Origin of the sequence: Streptomyces alfalfae (assembly GCF_004127445.1) — a bacterium.
Classification (GTDB): domain Bacteria; phylum Actinomycetota; class Actinomycetes; order Streptomycetales; family Streptomycetaceae; genus Streptomyces; species Streptomyces alfalfae.
In genome coordinates this window covers 50,979-65,747 of sequence record NZ_QEXM01000017.1, presented here as the reverse complement: position 1 = coordinate 65,747, position 14,769 = coordinate 50,979, and the positions used below count along the sequence as shown (strand labels likewise).

The window sequence follows — 14,769 nt, the reverse complement described above, 5'->3', positions numbered from 1 at the left end:
TGCAGTGCTCACGAGCTCTTCTCCACATACCGCAAGGACCGCAGCCCGCGCTCCAGGTGCCAGTGCAGATAGGCCGAAACCAGCCCGCTGCCCTCCCTGGCGTGCCGCGCCTCGCACGCGTCCGCCGTCTCCCAGTCGCCGGTGAGCAGCGCGCCGAGCAGGGTGAGGGTCTCCGCAGAGGGTACGACGCTGCCGGGCACCCGGCAGTCGACGCAGACGGAGCCGCCCGCGGCCACGGAGAAGAACCGGTTCGGCCCGGGGAGCCCGCACCGCGCGCAGTCGGTGAAACTGGGCGCGTAGCCGTTCACGGCCAGGGAGCGCAGCAGGAAGGCGTCGAGCACGAGGTGGGGCTCGTGCTCGCCCCGCGACAGCACTCGCAGCGCCCCCACGAGCAGCAGATACTGCTGCACCGCGGGCTCGCCCTCATGGTCGGTGAACCGCTCGGCGGTCTCCAGCATGGCCGTCCCGGCGGTGTACCGCGCGTAGTCCGTGACGATCCCGCTGCCGTACGGCGCGATGGTCTCGCTCTGCGTGCAGAGCGGAAGCCCCCGCCCGACCAGCTCGCTGCCGCGCGCGAAGAACTGCACGTCGACGTGGGAGAACGGTTCGAGCCGCGCCCCGAACTTCGACTTGGTGCGCCGCACCCCGCGCGCCACCGCCCGTACCCGCCCGTGACCGCGCGTGAGCAACGTGATGATCCGGTCCGCCTCACCCAGCTTCTGGGTGCGCAGCACGATGCCGTCGTCGCGGAACAGACTCATGGACCCCATTCTCCCGCACCCCACCGACAGACAGGCCCGGGGTTCCGGGCGGGGCGGTTCGCCTCGTATGCCCTCTACCTCCTCCTGCGGGGCGGTAGCGTACGGAGACCTGCCCCACCCGCACCGGAGGACCCTGTGAGCGCACAGCCCGACGGCCCTTTCGGGCCGCTGATCCCGATGCCCGAGCTGACACCCGACGCCCTCCGTGCCGCCGTGGCCCGGATCGCACCCAGCAGGGTCCCCGCGCTCACCCAGCACCTCTTCGAGGCGACCACGAACGCCCAGCAGACGCAGAGCCTCGCCCCGCTGCGGGCCTTCATCCACTCCTGGGCCGTCTTCGTCGCCATCGAGCGGCACCCGCAGCGCGCGGCCCGGCTGCGCGAACTGGAGCAGCTCGTGGACGCCGGGACGCAGGACCCGACAGAGGCGATCACCGAGATCCGCCGCATCCGCGAGGCGGCGGAAGCGGAGGCAGGTCTGTGACCGACTAATCCTGGGACGACAACCCGAGCGCCGAGTACATCACCGAGGGCCTTTCGACCGGCGTGGCGGCCGAGGTCGAGCGCCTCACCACCGAACTCGCCGCGCTCGGCGAAGGCAGCGTCCGGATCGGCAGGCCGACCGACCGTGAGGGCGGCCCGCGCGAGTTCGACATCCTCGGCGGCCGTGGTTTCATCAGCTTCCTGCCCGTGCCCCGCCACGAGTGCGTCTACGTCTGCGACATCACCTTCTACGGCTGAGTCTCAGGGCGTCTCGCCGGGCTCCGCTCGCTCGCGTACGCCGCTGGAGCCACCGTGCACGTCGAGTCGGTGCCCGCCCATGCCTCGCAAGACCTCCGCCATCTCGTCGTCCGTGAGCGCCGGCCCGTCGAGGTCGGGCAGGTCGAGCCACGGAGCCGGGTCCGCCGGTGGCACCTCAGAACACCTCCCCCCGGCTCCGCGCGTTCGCGTACGCCGTCGCCGCGCGCAGCCGTTCCGCCTGCGTCGCGGTCCGCACCGCCTCCGGGGAGCAGTCCCACTCGCGGCCCCCGCCATAGGGGCGCAGCTGGACGTAAGGCCCCTCGTGGCCCATCACCCTGCCGAGCCGCCCGTCGCGGGTGTCGACCGCGTACGAGCCGACGGGGAGGTGTGGATTCATGGGGTCGCCTCCTTGGCGCCGCCGGCGCGCAGGGCCGCGGCCAGTCGGGCCGCGACGTCGACGGAACAACCGCCGAATTCGATCCGCGGACACGGGGCCTCCCGCGCGATCGTCGCCGCGTCGATCCGCAGCGACGGCAGCGTGATTCCCCTCCCTGCGAGCGCGGCGCGCAATTCCCTCAATGTCTCCTCCGCCTGTTCCACGCAGGCCTCTGCGTGACGCTTCGATTCCGACTCCACGTGACTCCCCTTCACTTCCGTATTTCACTCTTCGTGCCTCTACGGTGACGCACTGCATCTACACTCGGCAGCAATCTGCCCTCTACAACTGCGTGGCAGCGGAAGGCGGTTGGCCATGGCCAATGGTTCACGGCAGGCGGCGTGGGAGTTCTTCGGCGCCGAGCTGAAACGTCGCAGGGAGGAATCGGGTCTGACCCAGTCCGCACTGGGCATGCGGGTCTTCGTCTCCGGCGGCTACATCGGCCAATTCGAACAGGCGATTCGCAAACCGCAGTTGGACGTGGCCCAGCGGATCGATGAGGTCCTACAAACCGGGGGTTTTTTCGAACGGCTTTGCCGCCAACTGATCGACGACAAGCGGTACGCGGATTACTTCGCGGCGGTGGTGGAGCTTGAGGCCCTCGCGACACGCATCTGCGAATTCGCCCCGACGCTGGTGCCGGGCCTGCTCCAGACCGCCGCGTATGCCCGCGCGGTGACCCTCGCGGCGAACCCCTTCGTCACGGACGAATACGTGGAGGACATCGTGGGGGCCCGGCTTGAGCGGGCGGCCATCCTCAAGGACGCCGCCCGGCCGGAGTTCTGGGTGACAGTACATGAGAACGTGCTGTACATCCCGGTTGGTGGGCCCGCGACGATGGCCGAGCAACTGGATCACATGGCGCGCCTGATGCGAGACCGGCAGGTGCTGCTCACGGTGCTCCCATACGTAGCGGGCGCGCACGCCACCATGGGCGGGATGCTCACACTCATGGCCTTCGAGGACGCGCCGCCAACTGCTTATACAGAGGACGCCTTTTCGGGAACCCTGGTCGACGAACCGTTGGTGGTGCAGCGTGCACACCGCGCTTACGATCTGATCAGGGCCGCCGCATTGTCGCCGGAGGCGTCCCTCGCCCTGATCGAATCGGCGGCTGAGGACTACAGACGATGCATCGCTACGACCTGAGCAACGCCCGTTGGCGCAAGAGCAGCCACAGCAACGGCGAAGGCGGCAGTTGCGTCGAAGTGGCCCACGACTTCCCTGGCGCCGCCCGCTGGCGCAAGAGCACCTACAGCGGCGGCGACAGCGGGGAATGCGTCGAGGTCGCCGACGGCATCCCCGGCGTCGTCCCCGTCCGCGACAGCAAGGACCCCCAGGGCCCCGCCCTGGTCATCGGGGGAACCGCCTGGCAGGACTTCGTGACCGGGGTCCGCGAGGCTACTGGCGGCTGATCGTCCGCGTCACGCCCGCGGCGATCGTCGTCGCCAGGGTCCAGCCGAGGACGATCAAGGCGTACGCCAGCCACTGGTACACGCCCCGCGAGGCGTACGCCTGCTCCTGCCCGAAGGAGACGATCGGCAGCAGCAGGTCAAGGGTGTAGAAGACGGGGTTGAAGTCAGGGGCCTCGCCCCGCTTCAACGCCGTCGGCGGCCGCACGGCGTACGTCACCGCCCCGGCGAGCAGCAGCGACAGCAGCCACACCGCCGCCCGCGTCGGCCGGAAACCGTAGCCGACGGTCACGTCCTGGAGGTGCCCCCAGGCCCTGGCGTACCAGGGCAGGGTGGCGCGCTGGCGGCGCTGCTTGGCGAGCTGGACGGTACGGGCGGCGGCGTCGTCGCCCATGTTCCGGTAAGCCGCGGTGAGCTGCTCGTACGCGAACGGCACGTAGCCGTCGGTGTCCCGCTCCAGGACCTCAAGACGCCGCTCGACGGGCTCGCGGGGCCCGATCCTGGTGTACGTGAAGCCGTCGAGCCGCACCTCGTCGGGCCAGGTGTCCGAGGCGACGTACAGGAAGTCGACCTGCGCACCGCGCAGCGTGACCGTGCCCTGGATGCGCGGGGTCCTGTGCAGCCACAGGGCCCCCGCCACGAGGGAGCTGGCGCGCAGGGCGATGCCGCCGGGATTCATGAGGGACGCCTGCTCCAGACCGATACCGGCGGGTATCCGCGCACCGCGCAGGTCGACCCGGCCACGCGCCGCGAGGCGTGCGGCGTGCAGCTCCGAGCCGACCGTGAGGTTCCTCGCCTGGAGGACGGTGCCGCCCGGGTTGCTGAGGACCGCGTCGTCGAAGTCGACGCGCCCTGCGATGGCCGCCCCTTCGAGCCGGACCACGCCGTGCGCCGTGAACCCCTGGTCGGCCCGGATGTCGTCCTCGACGGTGATGTGGTTCAGCGCCAGGACGGGCTCGTCCAGGGCCGCACCCGGCTCTCCCAGGTGTGCCCCGTACAGAGTCACCCCTCCGGCGATCCGCGCCCCGCCGAGCCGGACGGGCCCCAGGACCCGGCATTCGGGCATGCGGAGCGAGCCGTCGACCCGGAGGGCGATGGCGTGCATGCCCGGCAGACGACAGCGCGTGAGGCTCAATTGCCGCAACTGGGCCCTGTACAGCTCGGGTATGTCATCGAAGAGGCAGGCCTTCAGGTGGATCGGCGTGGCGACCTCCGCGTACTGGAGGTCGAGCGGCCCGCTGACGCGCGCCCCGGTCACCCGGAGGACCGGCGTGTGACCCTCCTCGGCGGCCCCGCCCAGCAGCAGCGCCCGCAGCACCTCCGCCCGCACCGTCCGCGCGGGCCCCCAGTCCGCGTCGGGCCCGGGGGCGTCGTCGGGCCCCTCCCGGAAGTCGACGGTCCCGCCCAGCGGAAACGCCTCCCACACCCGCCGCTCGGCGGCCGTCAGCTCGCTGATCTCCACCGCCGCGATGCTGGCCGGAGGCCGATCACCTGTCAACCGGACCCGACAAGCCCCTGCGTCTCCGCGTACGACGGGATGTCACCGGACAGCGGCCGGCCTTCCGCCACCGCTTCGGCCGCCGCCACGGCCGCCCCGAGCGCCGCACGGAACAGCAGCGACCCGCAGCTCACCCGCCGCACGCCCGCCGCCGCGAGGGCGTCGAGCGAGGGGCCGTCCGGTGCGTGGAGGATGTTGAGCGGGGCGTCGAGGGACGACGTGAGGGCGGCGATGGCGGGCAGGTCCCGCAGGCCCGGCACGAACACCCCGTCCGCGCCCGCCCGGCAGTACGCCGCGAGGCGGGCCTCCGTCTCCGCCACCGGCGCACCCGGCAGCCAGTACGTGTCCGTCCGCGCGTTCACGAACAGCCGCTCCCCCACCGCGTCCTTCACCGCCCGCAGGATCGCGCACTGGAGCCCGGCGTCCCGCAGCGTGCCGTCGGCGCGGCCGTCCTCGATGTTGACGCCGACGGCGCCGGCGTCCGCCAACTCGACGGCGAGCGCGGCCACATCCTCCGGCCGGTCGCCGAAGCCGCCCTCCACGTCGACGCTGACCAGCGCGTCGAGGCGTCCCAGCGTGCGGGCGAGCCGGACGGTCTCCGCCCGCGTGGCGCCCGTCCCGTCCGGCACCCCGGCCGCCGCCGCCACCCCGAGGCTGGTCGTCCCGACCGCCCGGAAACCGGCGGCGACGAGCGCGGCGGCCGACGCGTGGTCCCAGGCGTTGGGCAGCAGCAGCGGCCGGGGCGCACCGGCCCGGTGCAGATGGCGGAATTCGTCGTGGCGCTGTGTCATGCCGACGACGGTATGCGGCGAACGTTTCGGCGCGGGGCGAAGGACGCGGAAAAGTGCCGGTGGGGCGGGGCGCGACCGGGGGATTCCCGGCCGGTGGGTGGCACTTTCGTGCCCCGGGCGCGGACCGCGCCCGGGGCGGGGAAGCGGAGCCGTGAGGTCCCGCTTCCCCCGGGGGCCGGGCGTCGATCAGGATGTGGCCATGAAGAGCGACCTCTTTTCCAGTGACCACATGGCGCAGCCGGCCCACATGCCCGGCATGAGCCTCCAGAACGCCAAGTCCGTCAAGTACGCCGTCAACGGCGAGATGTTCGCGCGGCAGGGCGCGATGATCGCCTACCGCGGCAACCTCCAGTTCGAACGCAAGGGGCAGGGCGTCGGCGGCATGCTCAAGCGCGCCGTGACCGGCGAGGGGCTGCCGCTGATGGCGGTGCGCGGGCAGGGCGAGGCATGGTTCGCGCACGAGGCGCAGAACTGCTTCATCGTGGACGTCGAGCCGGGTGACGTCCTCACCATCAACGGCCGCAACGTGCTGTGCTTCGACGCGACGCTGTCGTACGAGATCAAGACCGTGAAAGGGGCCGGCGTGACCGGCGGCGGCCTCTTCAACAGCGTGTTCACGGGCGCGGGCCGCCTCGGGCTGATGTGCGAGGGCAACCCGCTGGTCATCCCCGTCTCCCACCAGCAGCCCGTGTACGTCGACACGGACGCGGTGGTCGGCTGGACCGCCGATCTCGCCACGTCGCTGCACCGCTCGCAGTCGTTCGGCTCGATGATCCGAGGCGGCTCCGGCGAAGCGGTGCAGCTGATGCTCCAGGGCGAGGGGTACGTCATCGTGCGGCCCAGCGAGGTGACGCCACAGCCCCAGAAGAGCTGACGGGACGGGACCCCCGGCTAGCGGGCCGCCTGCTGCTCCAGACCCACCAGGCGGACGCAGACCGTGAGGCCGTGGATGGCCTGCTCCAGTTCGGCGAGGCCCGGGTAGCTGGGCGCGACGCGGATGACCGCGTCGCGCGGGTCGTCGCCGTAGGGGTGGGTGGCGCCTGCCGGGGTCAGCACGATGCCGGCCTCGGCGGCGCGCTTCACGACCTCCTTGGCGCAGCCGTCGGGGACGGTGAGGGTGACGAAGTAGCCGCCCTTGGGCGCCGTCCAGGTGGCGAGGCCCGTGCCGCCCAGCTCGGCGTCGAGGATGCGGGCGACCGCCTCGAACTTGGGCTGGAGCAGCGCGCGCTGCCGCTCCATGTGCGCCCGCACGCCGTCGGCGTCGCGCAGGAACATGACGTGGCGCAGCTGGTTGATCTTGTCGGGGCCGATCGACCGCTTGGCGTTCTTGGCGAGGAGCCACGTCACGTTCGCGGGCGAGGAGCCGAAGAAGGCGACGCCCGCGCCGGCCGCGGTGATCTTCGATGTGGAGCCGAAGACGAAGGCGCGGTCGGGGTGGCCCGCCTCGGCGCAGGCGCCGAGGATGTCGGCGATCTCGACCGGCTCGTCGGTGAGATGGTGGACCGCGTAGGCGTTGTCCCAGAAGATCCGGAAGTCGGGGGCGGCGGTCTCCATGCGGGCCAGGCGGGCGACCGTCTCGTCGCTGTACGAGACGCCGTCGGGGTTGCTGTACTTCGGCACGCACCAGATGCCCTTGACGGCCGGGTCCTCCGCGGCGAGCCGCTCGACCTCGTCCATGTCGGGGCCCTCGGCCGTCATCGGCACGGGGATCATGTCGATGCCGAAGCGCTCGCAGAGGCCGAAGTGCCGGTCGTAGCCGGGCACGGGGCAGAGGAACGCGACGCGCTCCTGGTCCACCCAGCGCGACGTCGCGCCGGGCACCTCGCCGAGCAGGGCGTGCACGATGCAGTCGTGCATCAGCTCCAGGCTGGAGTTGCCGAGGGCGAGGAGCTGCGCGGCCGGGACCTGGAGCAGGTCGGCGAAGATCTCGCGCAGCTCGGGGAGCCCCTGGAGGCCGCCGTAGTTGCGCACGTCGGTGCCGTCGGCGGCGGTGTGACGCCCGCCGGGCAGGCTCAGCAGGTCCTCGGAGAGGTCGAGCTGCTCGGGAGCGGGCTTGCCGCGGGTGAGGTCGAGGGAGAGCCCGCGCGCCGCGAGGTCCTCGTACTCCCCGCGGGCCCGCTCCAGCGGGCCGACCGGGGCCGGGGCGTCGGGGCTGAGCTCGGTGGTCATGGTGTCGCCTCTCGCAGATGCCGCTTCGGGGAGTGGGTGCCGCCCGGCGAGGATACAAAGCGGGGCCGGTGGGCGGTGCGGGCGTTTCACGGGGTGGTCCTGCGGCGATGCCCGCCCGACACCTTGTGCGACACCTTGTGCGGGCCCTTGACCGACCCCCTCCGCGCTCCTATGGTCGCCACGCCCCCCATGACGTAGGACGTGGGACCTCTTCCGGCAGGCAGGGAGACACTGTGAGCGATTCGACCCCTCGGAGCACGTCGCGGCACGGCTCGCGGCTCGGACCGCCACCCGCGCCGGACCGCAGGTCCTTCCTCAGATACAGCGGGGCGCTCGGCACGGCCGCCGCCCTGAGCGGCACGCTCGCGGCCTGCTCGGCGGGGCCCGAGTCGACCAACGAGACCGGGGACGGCGGGCAGGGCGGCGACTCCACGCTCACGGCCGTCATCGGCTACGGCAACGACGGCAGCTGGGACCCGACCCAGACGGCGTCCGCCTTCGCCATGGCGGGGAACGAACACATCTACGAGGGGCTGCTCGGCGCCGACCCGATCAGCCGCGAGCCGTACGCGGCGCTCGCCACGGAGGTGCCGAACGACCTCAAGGCGACCACGTGGACGTTCTCCCTGCGGCCCGGCGCGAAGTGGCACGACGGGAAGCCGGTCACCGCGGACGACGTGGTGTTCGTCTTCGACCGCATCCTCGACCCGAAGACCCAGACGCTGGCCAAGGGCTTCTTCGAGAGCTGGCTGAAGGAGGTCAGGAAGACCGGGGCGACGTCCGTGGAGCTGATCCTGAAGTTCCCCTTCCCCGACGGCGCCGCCCGGCTCTCCCTCGCCAAGATCATGCCGAAGCACGTCTTCGGCGAGCCCGGCGCCTGGGACGAGGCCACCAAGGGCAAGACGGTGGGCTCGGGCCCGTACCGGATGACCGCGCACCACCCGAAGTCGAACACCACCTTCGAGGCCTTCGCGGACTACAACGGCCCCCGCAAGGCCGCCTTCAAGAAGATGAACTGGCTGACCATCGTGGACGCCGCGCCCCGCGTCGCGAAGATCTCCGGCGCCGGCGCGGACGCGGAGATCTCCGACAACATCCCCTACGCCAACATCGGGCAGCTCAAGAAGGGCGGCCTCACCGTCGAGGGCGGCGCCGGGATGAACAACCTGTTCCTGCTCTTCAACACCGCGCACAAGCCGTTCGACGACGTGCGCGTGCGGCAGGCCCTGCACTACGCCATCGACCGCGAGAAGATGATCGAGGCCGCGCTGCGGGGCCACGGCAGGGCCTCGACGTCCTTCCTCAACGAGTCCAACCCCTCCTACCGGCCCGCGAAGACGGTCTACGGCTACGACCTGGCGAAGGCGCGGAAGCTCCTCAAGGAGGCCGGGGCGGGCAAGTTCGGCGTGAACCTCATGGCCGTCAACGTGAGCTGGATCGTCGACTGCCTGCCCACCATCAAGGACGGCTGGGAGAAGCTCGGCGTCGAGGTCACCCTCGACCCCCAGGAGACCACCGCCGTCTTCACCAAGCTGGACCAGAAGAAGGACTTCCAGATCGTCGCGGCGGCCTCCAACCCCAACCAGTTCGGCCTCGACGCCGACCTGATCATGCGCTACAACTACGGCCCCCGGAACATCTGGATGGGCTACGCGCGCTGGGCGGGGAACCCCACCGCCAAGCGGCTCTTCACGGACATGGACCGGGCCACCCGCGAGCCGGAGGCCTCCCGCAAGCGGGCCATGATCCAGGACTACATCGACACCGTGGCCGAGCAGGCCGTGCTCTATCCGGTCGTGCACAACGAACTCATGACCGCCTGGGACCCGAAGAAGATCAGCGGCGTCCAGCCCCAGCCCTACCCGGGGATCAACCTGCTCCGGGCCAAGTGGGCCTGACCGGGCGCCGGTCCAACGAAGCTCAGGAGCCGCACGCGTGACCGCAGTCGTCAGGATTCTGGCCCGCCGCATCGCCCTGCTCGTCCCCCTGCTCCTCGGGATCGTCCTCTTCGTCTTCCTCGTCATGCGGTTCTCGGACGTCGACCCGGCCTCCGCGTTCTTCCAGGGCGCCAACCCCACCCCCGAGCAGCTGCACGACTTCCGCGAGGAGAACGGGCTGCTCGATCCGCTGCCGGCCCGCTACATCGCCTTTGTAGGGGACCTGCTCCAGGGCGACATGGGCATCAGCGTCCTCAACCGCTCCCCCGTCCTCGACCAGGTCATGACCGCCCTGCCGCTCACCATGCAGCTCACCTTCCTGGGGCTCGGCATCGCCGTGGTGCTCTCGCTCACCCTCGGCGTGACGGCGGCCATCCACCGCGACGGGCTGCCGGACCAGCTCATCCGCGTCATCTCCCTGACCGGCGTCGCGGCGCCCGGCTTCTGGCTGGCGCTGCTGATGATCCAGTACCTCGCCGTCGACCTCGGCTGGTTCCCGACCGGCGGCTACATCAACCCCGCCGACTCCCTCACCGGCTGGCTCAGGACGATGACCCTGCCCGCCTTCGCGCTCTCGCTGCCGGTCGCGGCGGGCCTCACCCGCATCATCCGCACGGCCGTGGTCGAGGAACTGGACAAGGACTACGTCCGCACCGCCATCGGCAACGGCCTGCCTCCCGTGGTGGTCGTCGGCCGCAACGTGCTCCGCAACGCCCTCATCAACCCGCTCACCGTGCTCGGGCTGCGCGTGGGCTATCTGCTCGGCGGCGCCGTCGTCATCGAGACGATCTTCTCGCTGCCGGGCATGGGGAAGCTGATGATCGACGCCGTGAAGAACGGCGACCCGGCCGTCGTGCAGGGCGTCGTCATCACCACCGCCGTCGGCTTCGTCGTCGTGAACCTCGTCATCGACATCCTCCACCTGCTGGTCAATCCACGTCTGAGGGGCTCCGCCTGATGGCCGCGCCGCACCCGGAAGAGGCCCGCTGATGTACTCCACGCGCAAAACGCTGACCGAGCGCCTCTCGGCGCCCGGCATCCGCATCCGGTCGCTGCGCGCCCTCCCCGTCCCCTCCCGCGTCGCGGCCTGCGTGGTCGGCCTGGTCGTCCTCGTGGCCCTCCTCGCCCCGCTCGTCGCCCCGCACGACCCGCTCGACCAGCAGCCCCAGGCGGACGGCACGGGACACCCCTCCGCCGACCACTGGATGGGCCAGGACAGCCTCGGCCGCGACATCCTCAGCCGCCTCATGTACGGGGCGCGCTGGTCGCTCGCCATCGGCCTCGGCGCCACGCTGCTCGCCCTGATCGTCGGCGCGGTGATCGGCGCGGTCGCCGCGACCTCCCGCAAGGCCGTCGACGAGACGCTGATGCGCTGCCTCGACGTCGTCATGGCCTTCCCCGGCATCGCGCTCGCCGCCGTCCTCGTGGCGGTCTTCGGCGGCGGCATCACCGTACTGATCTGCGCGATCGCGTTCCTGTTCACACCCCCGATCGCCCGCGTCGTCCGCGCCAACGTCCTCGACCAGTACGGCGAGGACTACGTGCGCGCCGAACGCGTCATCGGCGCCCGCACCCCGCACATCCTCATCCGCCACGTCGCCGTGAACTGCGCGGCGCCCGTCCTCGTCTTCTGCACCGTGCAGGTCGCCGAGGCCATCGTCTTCGAGGCCTCGCTCTCCTTCATCGGCGCGGGCGTCCGTCCGCCCGACCCGTCCTGGGGCAGCGTCATCGCCGACGGCAAGAACATGGTCCTGATCGGCGGCTGGTGGGCGACGGTCTTCCCCGGCCTGCTGATGCTGGTCACCGTCCTCTCCCTGAACGTCCTCTCCGAGGGCGTGTCCGACGCCTGGGCCGCGCCGTCCGCCCGGACCGTCCCCGGCAGGGCCCGCCACGAGGACCGCCTCGAAGCCCCCGAGCCCGGCAGCGGCGAGGTACTCGAACTCCCCGGCCTCACGGAGGCGGCGGCCCGGCTGCGCTCCCGGGCCCGCCCGCTGCCGACGGCCCCGCCCGTGCTCTCCGTCGAGGACCTGCGCATCTCGTTCCCCGAACGCCACGGCGGCGTCGACATCGTCGACGGCATCAGCTTCGACGTGCGCCCCGGCGAAGTCCTCGGCCTGGTCGGCGAGTCGGGCTGCGGCAAGTCGCTCACCGCCCTGACGGTGATGGGCCTCGAACCGAAGGGCGCCCGCGTCCAGGGCCGCGTCACGTTCGACGGCCGGGAGCTGACCGGCCTGCCCATGCGCTCCCGCCGCCGCCTCCTCGGCCACGACATGGCGATGGTCTACCAGGACGCCCTGTCCTCCCTGAACCCCGCGATGACCGTCCGCGCCCAGCTCAAACAGGTCGTACGCAGGGGTGGCCGCCGCACGGCCCACGAACTCCTCACCCTCGTCGGCCTCGACCCGGAGCGCACCCTGCGCAGCTACCCCCACGAACTCTCCGGCGGCCAGCGCCAGCGCGTCCTCATCGCCATGGCCCTCTCCCGCGACCCGAAGCTGATCGTCGCCGACGAACCGACGACCGCCCTCGACGTCACCGTCCAGGCCCAGATCATCCAGCTCCTGCTGCGCCTGCGGGAAGAACTCGGCTTCGCGCTGATCCTCGTCTCGCACGACCTGGCCCTCGTCGCCGACGTCACCGACCGGGTGGTGGTGATGTACGGCGGCCAGATCGTGGAGACGGGCGTGACGGCGGACCTGGTGGAAGCCCCGTCCCACCACTACACGCGGGGCCTGCTCGGCTCGGTCCTCTCCCTGGAGTCGGCGGCCCAACGCCTCACCCAGATCAAGGGCGTGGTCCCGTCCCCCGCGGACTTCCCCTCCGGCTGCCGCTTCGCCGACAGATGCCCGCTGGCGAGCGAGGTGTGCCGCGACATGTCCCCGGCCCTGGTGGGCGTCACGTCCCACGCCACGGCCTGCCACCACCCGGCCCTCGGCGAAGGGCCCCGAAGGGGCCCCTTCGGGGGCGCGGGGCCGTATCGACCCGCGGCTCCGCCGCGGAGCGCGCCCAGCCCCCACGGAGGCACAGCCGAATGACGACCCCACTCGCCGAGCTCGACGCGGTCCACGTCGTCCACAGGGCACGGACCGGCGGCCTCTGGTCCAGGGACACGGTCCACGCCCTGACAGCGGCGACGCTCACGATCGCCCGAGGCGAGACGGTCGGCGTCGTAGGAGAGTCCGGCTGCGGCAAGACCACCCTGGCGCACACCCTGGTAGGCATCCAGAGGCCCTCCACCGGCACGGTGACGTTCCGGGGCGAGGAGCTCTGGACCATGTCCCCCGCGGCCCGCCGCGAGGCGATCGGCACAGGCACGGGAATGATCTTCCAGGACCCCGCCACGGCCCTGAACCGCAGGCTCCCCGTACGCCGCATCCTCCGCGACCCCCTGGACGTCCACGGACGGGGCGGCCCCAAGCAGCGGGACGAGCGCGTGAAAGAGCTGATGGACCTGGTGGGGCTCCCGCCGGGCCTGGCGGACGGGCTGCCCGGCCGGCTCAGCGGCGGCCAGCGGCAACGCGTGGCGATCGCGCGCGCCCTGGCCCTGGAACCGGACCTGGTCGTGGCCGACGAGCCGACCAGCGCCCTGGACGTCTCCGTCCGCGCCCAGATCCTCAACCTCCTCCTGGACCTCAAGGAACGCCTGGGCCTGGCCCTGGTCTTCGTGTCGCACGACATCCAGACCGTACGCAGGATGAGCGACCGCGTCGTCACCATGTACCTGGGCCGCATCGTGGAGGAGTCGCCCGCGCGGGACATCCTGGACCGCGCCCGGCACCCGTACACGCGCGCCCTGTTCTCCGCCACGCCGGGACTGCTCGACCCCATCGACCCGATCCCGCTGGTGGGCCCCGTGCCGTCGGCGACACGGCCGCCGAGCGGCTGCCCGTTCCGCACGCGCTGCTGGAAGGCGGACGACGCGTGCGCCGCCGCCATGCCGGACGCCGAGGACGCGGGCCCCGCGCACACGTTCCGCTGCCACCACCCCGTGGACGAGGGCGAGTCGACCCACGACCTCGTCGCCCAGGCCGCCGCCACGGCCCCCGCACCGACGACCAGGGAGCACCCATGACCCTTCCGGCCCCGCTCAGCGGTGTCGTACCACCCGTCTGCACGCCGCTGACACCGGAGCGCGAGGTGGACACGGCCTCGCTGGTCCGGCTCGTGGACCACCTGGTGGCGGGCGGCGTCGACGGCCTCTTCGTGCTCGGCTCGACCTCGGAGGTCGCCTACCTCACCGACCGGCAGCGGGCGCTGGTGCTCGACACGGTCGTCCGCCACGTCGCCGGGCAGGTGCCCGTCCTCGCCGGGGCCATCGACATGACGACGCCCCGCGTCCTCGACCACGTCCGCGCCCTCACCAAGGCGGGCGCGGACGCCGCCGTGGTCACCGCGCCCTTCTACACGCGCACGCACCCCGCCGAGGTGATGGGCCACTTCCGGTCGGTCGCCCAGGGCTCCGGGGCGCCGCTCATCGCGTACGACCTGCCGTCGTCGGTGCACACGAAGCTGACCGCGGGAGCGGTCCTCGAACTGGCCGCCGACGGGGTGCTCGCGGGCCTGAAGGACTCCAGCGGCGACGAGGCCGGCTTCCGGGAGGTGGTCGTCGGGAAACGGGCGCTGACCGGCCCCTTCGCCGCCCTGACCGGCTCCGAGCTGACGGCCGACTCGGCGCTGGCCATGGGCGCGGACGGCGTGGTGCCGGGCCTCGGGAACGTCGACCCCGCCGGGTACGCCCGCCTGTACCGCGCCTGCCGCGCGGGCGACTGGCCGCGGGCCAGGACCGAACAGGAGCGCCTGTGCGCCCTGTTCGGCATGGTGAGGGCGGGCGACCCGGCCCGCATGGGCCCCAGCTCGTCGGCGCTCGGCGCCTTCAAGGCGGCGCTGCACCTGCGCGGCGTCATCACCTGCCCGGCCACGGCGGCCCCCCAGATCCCGCTCTCCCCCGAGGAGACGAAGACGGTGGCCGAGCACCTGACGGCGGCGGGGCTGCTGTAGGGGGGCGGCCGGGCGCGGCGCGGAAAG

General features: G+C 72.0%; 17 protein-coding genes. 10 read left to right on the top strand and 7 right to left on the bottom strand.

Annotated elements, in window-relative coordinates; translation table 11 throughout:
• Positions 1-8: 8 nt before the first annotated feature.
• Positions 9-761, bottom strand: coding sequence for a DNA repair protein RecO (gene recO / locus DCW30_RS07345; protein WP_062776708.1), 753 nt, complete (start codon positions 759-761; stop codon positions 9-11).
• A gap of 135 nt (positions 762-896) precedes the next feature.
• On the opposite strand from recO, the gene DCW30_RS07340 reads away from it, so the two are divergent.
• Both DCW30_RS07340 and DCW30_RS07335 read left to right on the top strand, forming a co-directional pair.
• Positions 897-1,244 (top strand): DUF6247 family protein, encoded by a 348-nt coding sequence (locus tag DCW30_RS07340; protein WP_076686485.1) that lies wholly within the window; start codon positions 897-899, stop codon positions 1,242-1,244.
• A 62-nt stretch (positions 1,245-1,306) separates the two neighbouring features.
• Positions 1,307-1,501, top strand: a complete 195-nt coding sequence (locus tag DCW30_RS07335; protein WP_237283439.1) for a hypothetical protein — start codon at positions 1,307-1,309, stop codon at positions 1,499-1,501.
• Positions 1,502-1,504: 3 nt separating this feature from the next.
• On the opposite strand, the gene DCW30_RS36605 is transcribed toward DCW30_RS07335, so the two are convergent.
• Genes DCW30_RS36605 through DCW30_RS07325 form a run of 3 tightly spaced genes read right to left on the bottom strand, consistent with a single transcriptional unit; the run spans position 1,505 to position 2,137 of the window.
• Positions 1,505-1,675, bottom strand: coding sequence for a hypothetical protein (locus DCW30_RS36605; protein ID WP_159043864.1), 171 nt, complete (start codon positions 1,673-1,675; stop codon positions 1,505-1,507).
• A 1-nt stretch (position 1,676) separates the two neighbouring features.
• Positions 1,677-1,898 (bottom strand): hypothetical protein, encoded by a 222-nt coding sequence (locus tag DCW30_RS07330; RefSeq protein WP_076686483.1) that lies wholly within the window; start codon positions 1,896-1,898, stop codon positions 1,677-1,679.
• Positions 1,895-2,137 (bottom strand): hypothetical protein, encoded by a 243-nt coding sequence (locus tag DCW30_RS07325; protein WP_237283438.1) that lies wholly within the window; start codon positions 2,135-2,137, stop codon positions 1,895-1,897. The genes DCW30_RS07330 and DCW30_RS07325 overlap by 4 nt, the downstream gene beginning before the upstream one ends.
• Before the next feature lie 115 nt (positions 2,138-2,252).
• Between DCW30_RS07325 and DCW30_RS07320 the strand changes: the two genes are divergently transcribed.
• Together DCW30_RS07320 and DCW30_RS07315 are read left to right on the top strand one after the other, a co-directional pair.
• Positions 2,253-3,086, top strand: coding sequence for a helix-turn-helix domain-containing protein (locus tag DCW30_RS07320; RefSeq protein WP_076686482.1), 834 nt, complete (start codon positions 2,253-2,255; stop codon positions 3,084-3,086).
• Complete coding sequence (locus tag DCW30_RS07315; protein ID WP_076686481.1) at positions 3,068-3,352, top strand: DUF397 domain-containing protein; 285 nt, start codon at positions 3,068-3,070, stop codon at positions 3,350-3,352. Before DCW30_RS07320 ends, DCW30_RS07315 begins: the two co-directional genes overlap by 19 nt.
• Here the strand turns inward: DCW30_RS07315 and DCW30_RS07310 are convergent.
• Both DCW30_RS07310 and DCW30_RS07305 read right to left on the bottom strand, forming a co-directional pair.
• On the bottom strand, positions 3,339-4,811 hold the full coding sequence (locus DCW30_RS07310) for a membrane-associated oxidoreductase (protein ID WP_076686480.1): 1,473 nt from the start codon (positions 4,809-4,811) through the stop codon (positions 3,339-3,341). The two genes, DCW30_RS07315 and DCW30_RS07310, sit on opposite strands and share 14 nt — an antisense overlap.
• A gap of 32 nt (positions 4,812-4,843) precedes the next feature.
• Positions 4,844-5,638, bottom strand: a complete 795-nt coding sequence (locus tag DCW30_RS07305) for an isocitrate lyase/PEP mutase family protein (protein ID WP_076686479.1) — start codon at positions 5,636-5,638, stop codon at positions 4,844-4,846.
• 199 nt (positions 5,639-5,837) lie between these two features.
• Here DCW30_RS07305 and DCW30_RS07300 point away from each other — a divergent pair, with 199 nt between their 5' ends.
• Entirely contained in the window at positions 5,838-6,512 is a 675-nt protein-coding gene (locus DCW30_RS07300; protein WP_076686478.1) for an AIM24 family protein, read from the top strand.
• A gap of 17 nt (positions 6,513-6,529) precedes the next feature.
• Here the strand turns inward: DCW30_RS07300 and DCW30_RS07295 are convergent, their stop codons facing one another.
• Positions 6,530-7,807, bottom strand: coding sequence for an aspartate aminotransferase type Ic (locus tag DCW30_RS07295; protein WP_076686477.1), 1,278 nt, complete (start codon positions 7,805-7,807; stop codon positions 6,530-6,532).
• A 233-nt stretch (positions 7,808-8,040) separates the two neighbouring features.
• On the opposite strand from DCW30_RS07295, the gene DCW30_RS07290 reads away from it, so the two are divergent.
• The 5 genes from DCW30_RS07290 to DCW30_RS07270 are packed head-to-tail and all read left to right on the top strand — an operon-like array spanning position 8,041 to position 14,742.
• The gene (locus DCW30_RS07290; RefSeq protein ID WP_076686476.1) at positions 8,041-9,705 is read left to right on the top strand and encodes an ABC transporter substrate-binding protein; all 1,665 of its coding nucleotides are present in this window, start codon (positions 8,041-8,043) and stop codon (positions 9,703-9,705) included.
• Between the two features lie 37 nt (positions 9,706-9,742).
• Positions 9,743-10,702 carry an ABC transporter permease gene (locus DCW30_RS07285; protein WP_076686475.1) on the top strand — a complete coding sequence of 320 codons (960 nt, stop codon included), beginning with the start codon at positions 9,743-9,745 and terminating at the stop codon, positions 10,700-10,702.
• Between the two features lie 31 nt (positions 10,703-10,733).
• Positions 10,734-12,779 (top strand): dipeptide/oligopeptide/nickel ABC transporter permease/ATP-binding protein, encoded by a 2,046-nt coding sequence (locus tag DCW30_RS07280; RefSeq protein WP_079250148.1) that lies wholly within the window; start codon positions 10,734-10,736, stop codon positions 12,777-12,779.
• Positions 12,776-13,816, top strand: coding sequence for an oligopeptide/dipeptide ABC transporter ATP-binding protein (locus DCW30_RS07275; RefSeq protein WP_076686474.1), 1,041 nt, complete (start codon positions 12,776-12,778; stop codon positions 13,814-13,816). Before DCW30_RS07280 ends, DCW30_RS07275 begins: the two co-directional genes overlap by 4 nt.
• A complete protein-coding gene (locus DCW30_RS07270) occupies positions 13,813-14,742 on the top strand; it encodes a dihydrodipicolinate synthase family protein (RefSeq protein ID WP_076686473.1) in 930 nt (309 codons plus the stop codon). Before DCW30_RS07275 ends, DCW30_RS07270 begins: the two co-directional genes overlap by 4 nt.
• The last annotated feature ends 27 nt before the right edge of the window (positions 14,743-14,769 follow it).

What these genes read in the sequence shown, in the direction of transcription:
- recO (WP_062776708.1), bottom strand. Translation starts at nt 761, where the DNA reads ATGAGTCTGTTCCGCGACGACGGCATCGTGCTGCGCACCCAGAAGCTG.
- DCW30_RS07330 (WP_076686483.1), bottom strand. Translation starts at nt 1,898, where the DNA reads ATGAATCCACACCTCCCCGTCGGCTCGTACGCGGTCGACACCCGCGAC.
- DCW30_RS07320 (WP_076686482.1), top strand. Translation starts at nt 2,253, where the DNA reads ATGGCCAATGGTTCACGGCAGGCGGCGTGGGAGTTCTTCGGCGCCGAG.
- DCW30_RS07315 (WP_076686481.1), top strand. Translation starts at nt 3,068, where the DNA reads ATGCATCGCTACGACCTGAGCAACGCCCGTTGGCGCAAGAGCAGCCAC.
- DCW30_RS07305 (WP_076686479.1), bottom strand. Translation starts at nt 5,638, where the DNA reads ATGACACAGCGCCACGACGAATTCCGCCATCTGCACCGGGCCGGTGCG.
- DCW30_RS07300 (WP_076686478.1), top strand. Translation starts at nt 5,838, where the DNA reads ATGAAGAGCGACCTCTTTTCCAGTGACCACATGGCGCAGCCGGCCCAC.
- DCW30_RS07295 (WP_076686477.1), bottom strand. Translation starts at nt 7,807, where the DNA reads ATGACCACCGAGCTCAGCCCCGACGCCCCGGCCCCGGTCGGCCCGCTG.
- DCW30_RS07280 (WP_079250148.1), top strand. Translation starts at nt 10,734, where the DNA reads ATGTACTCCACGCGCAAAACGCTGACCGAGCGCCTCTCGGCGCCCGGC.
- DCW30_RS07275 (WP_076686474.1), top strand. Translation starts at nt 12,776, where the DNA reads ATGACGACCCCACTCGCCGAGCTCGACGCGGTCCACGTCGTCCACAGG.
- DCW30_RS07270 (WP_076686473.1), top strand. Translation starts at nt 13,813, where the DNA reads ATGACCCTTCCGGCCCCGCTCAGCGGTGTCGTACCACCCGTCTGCACG.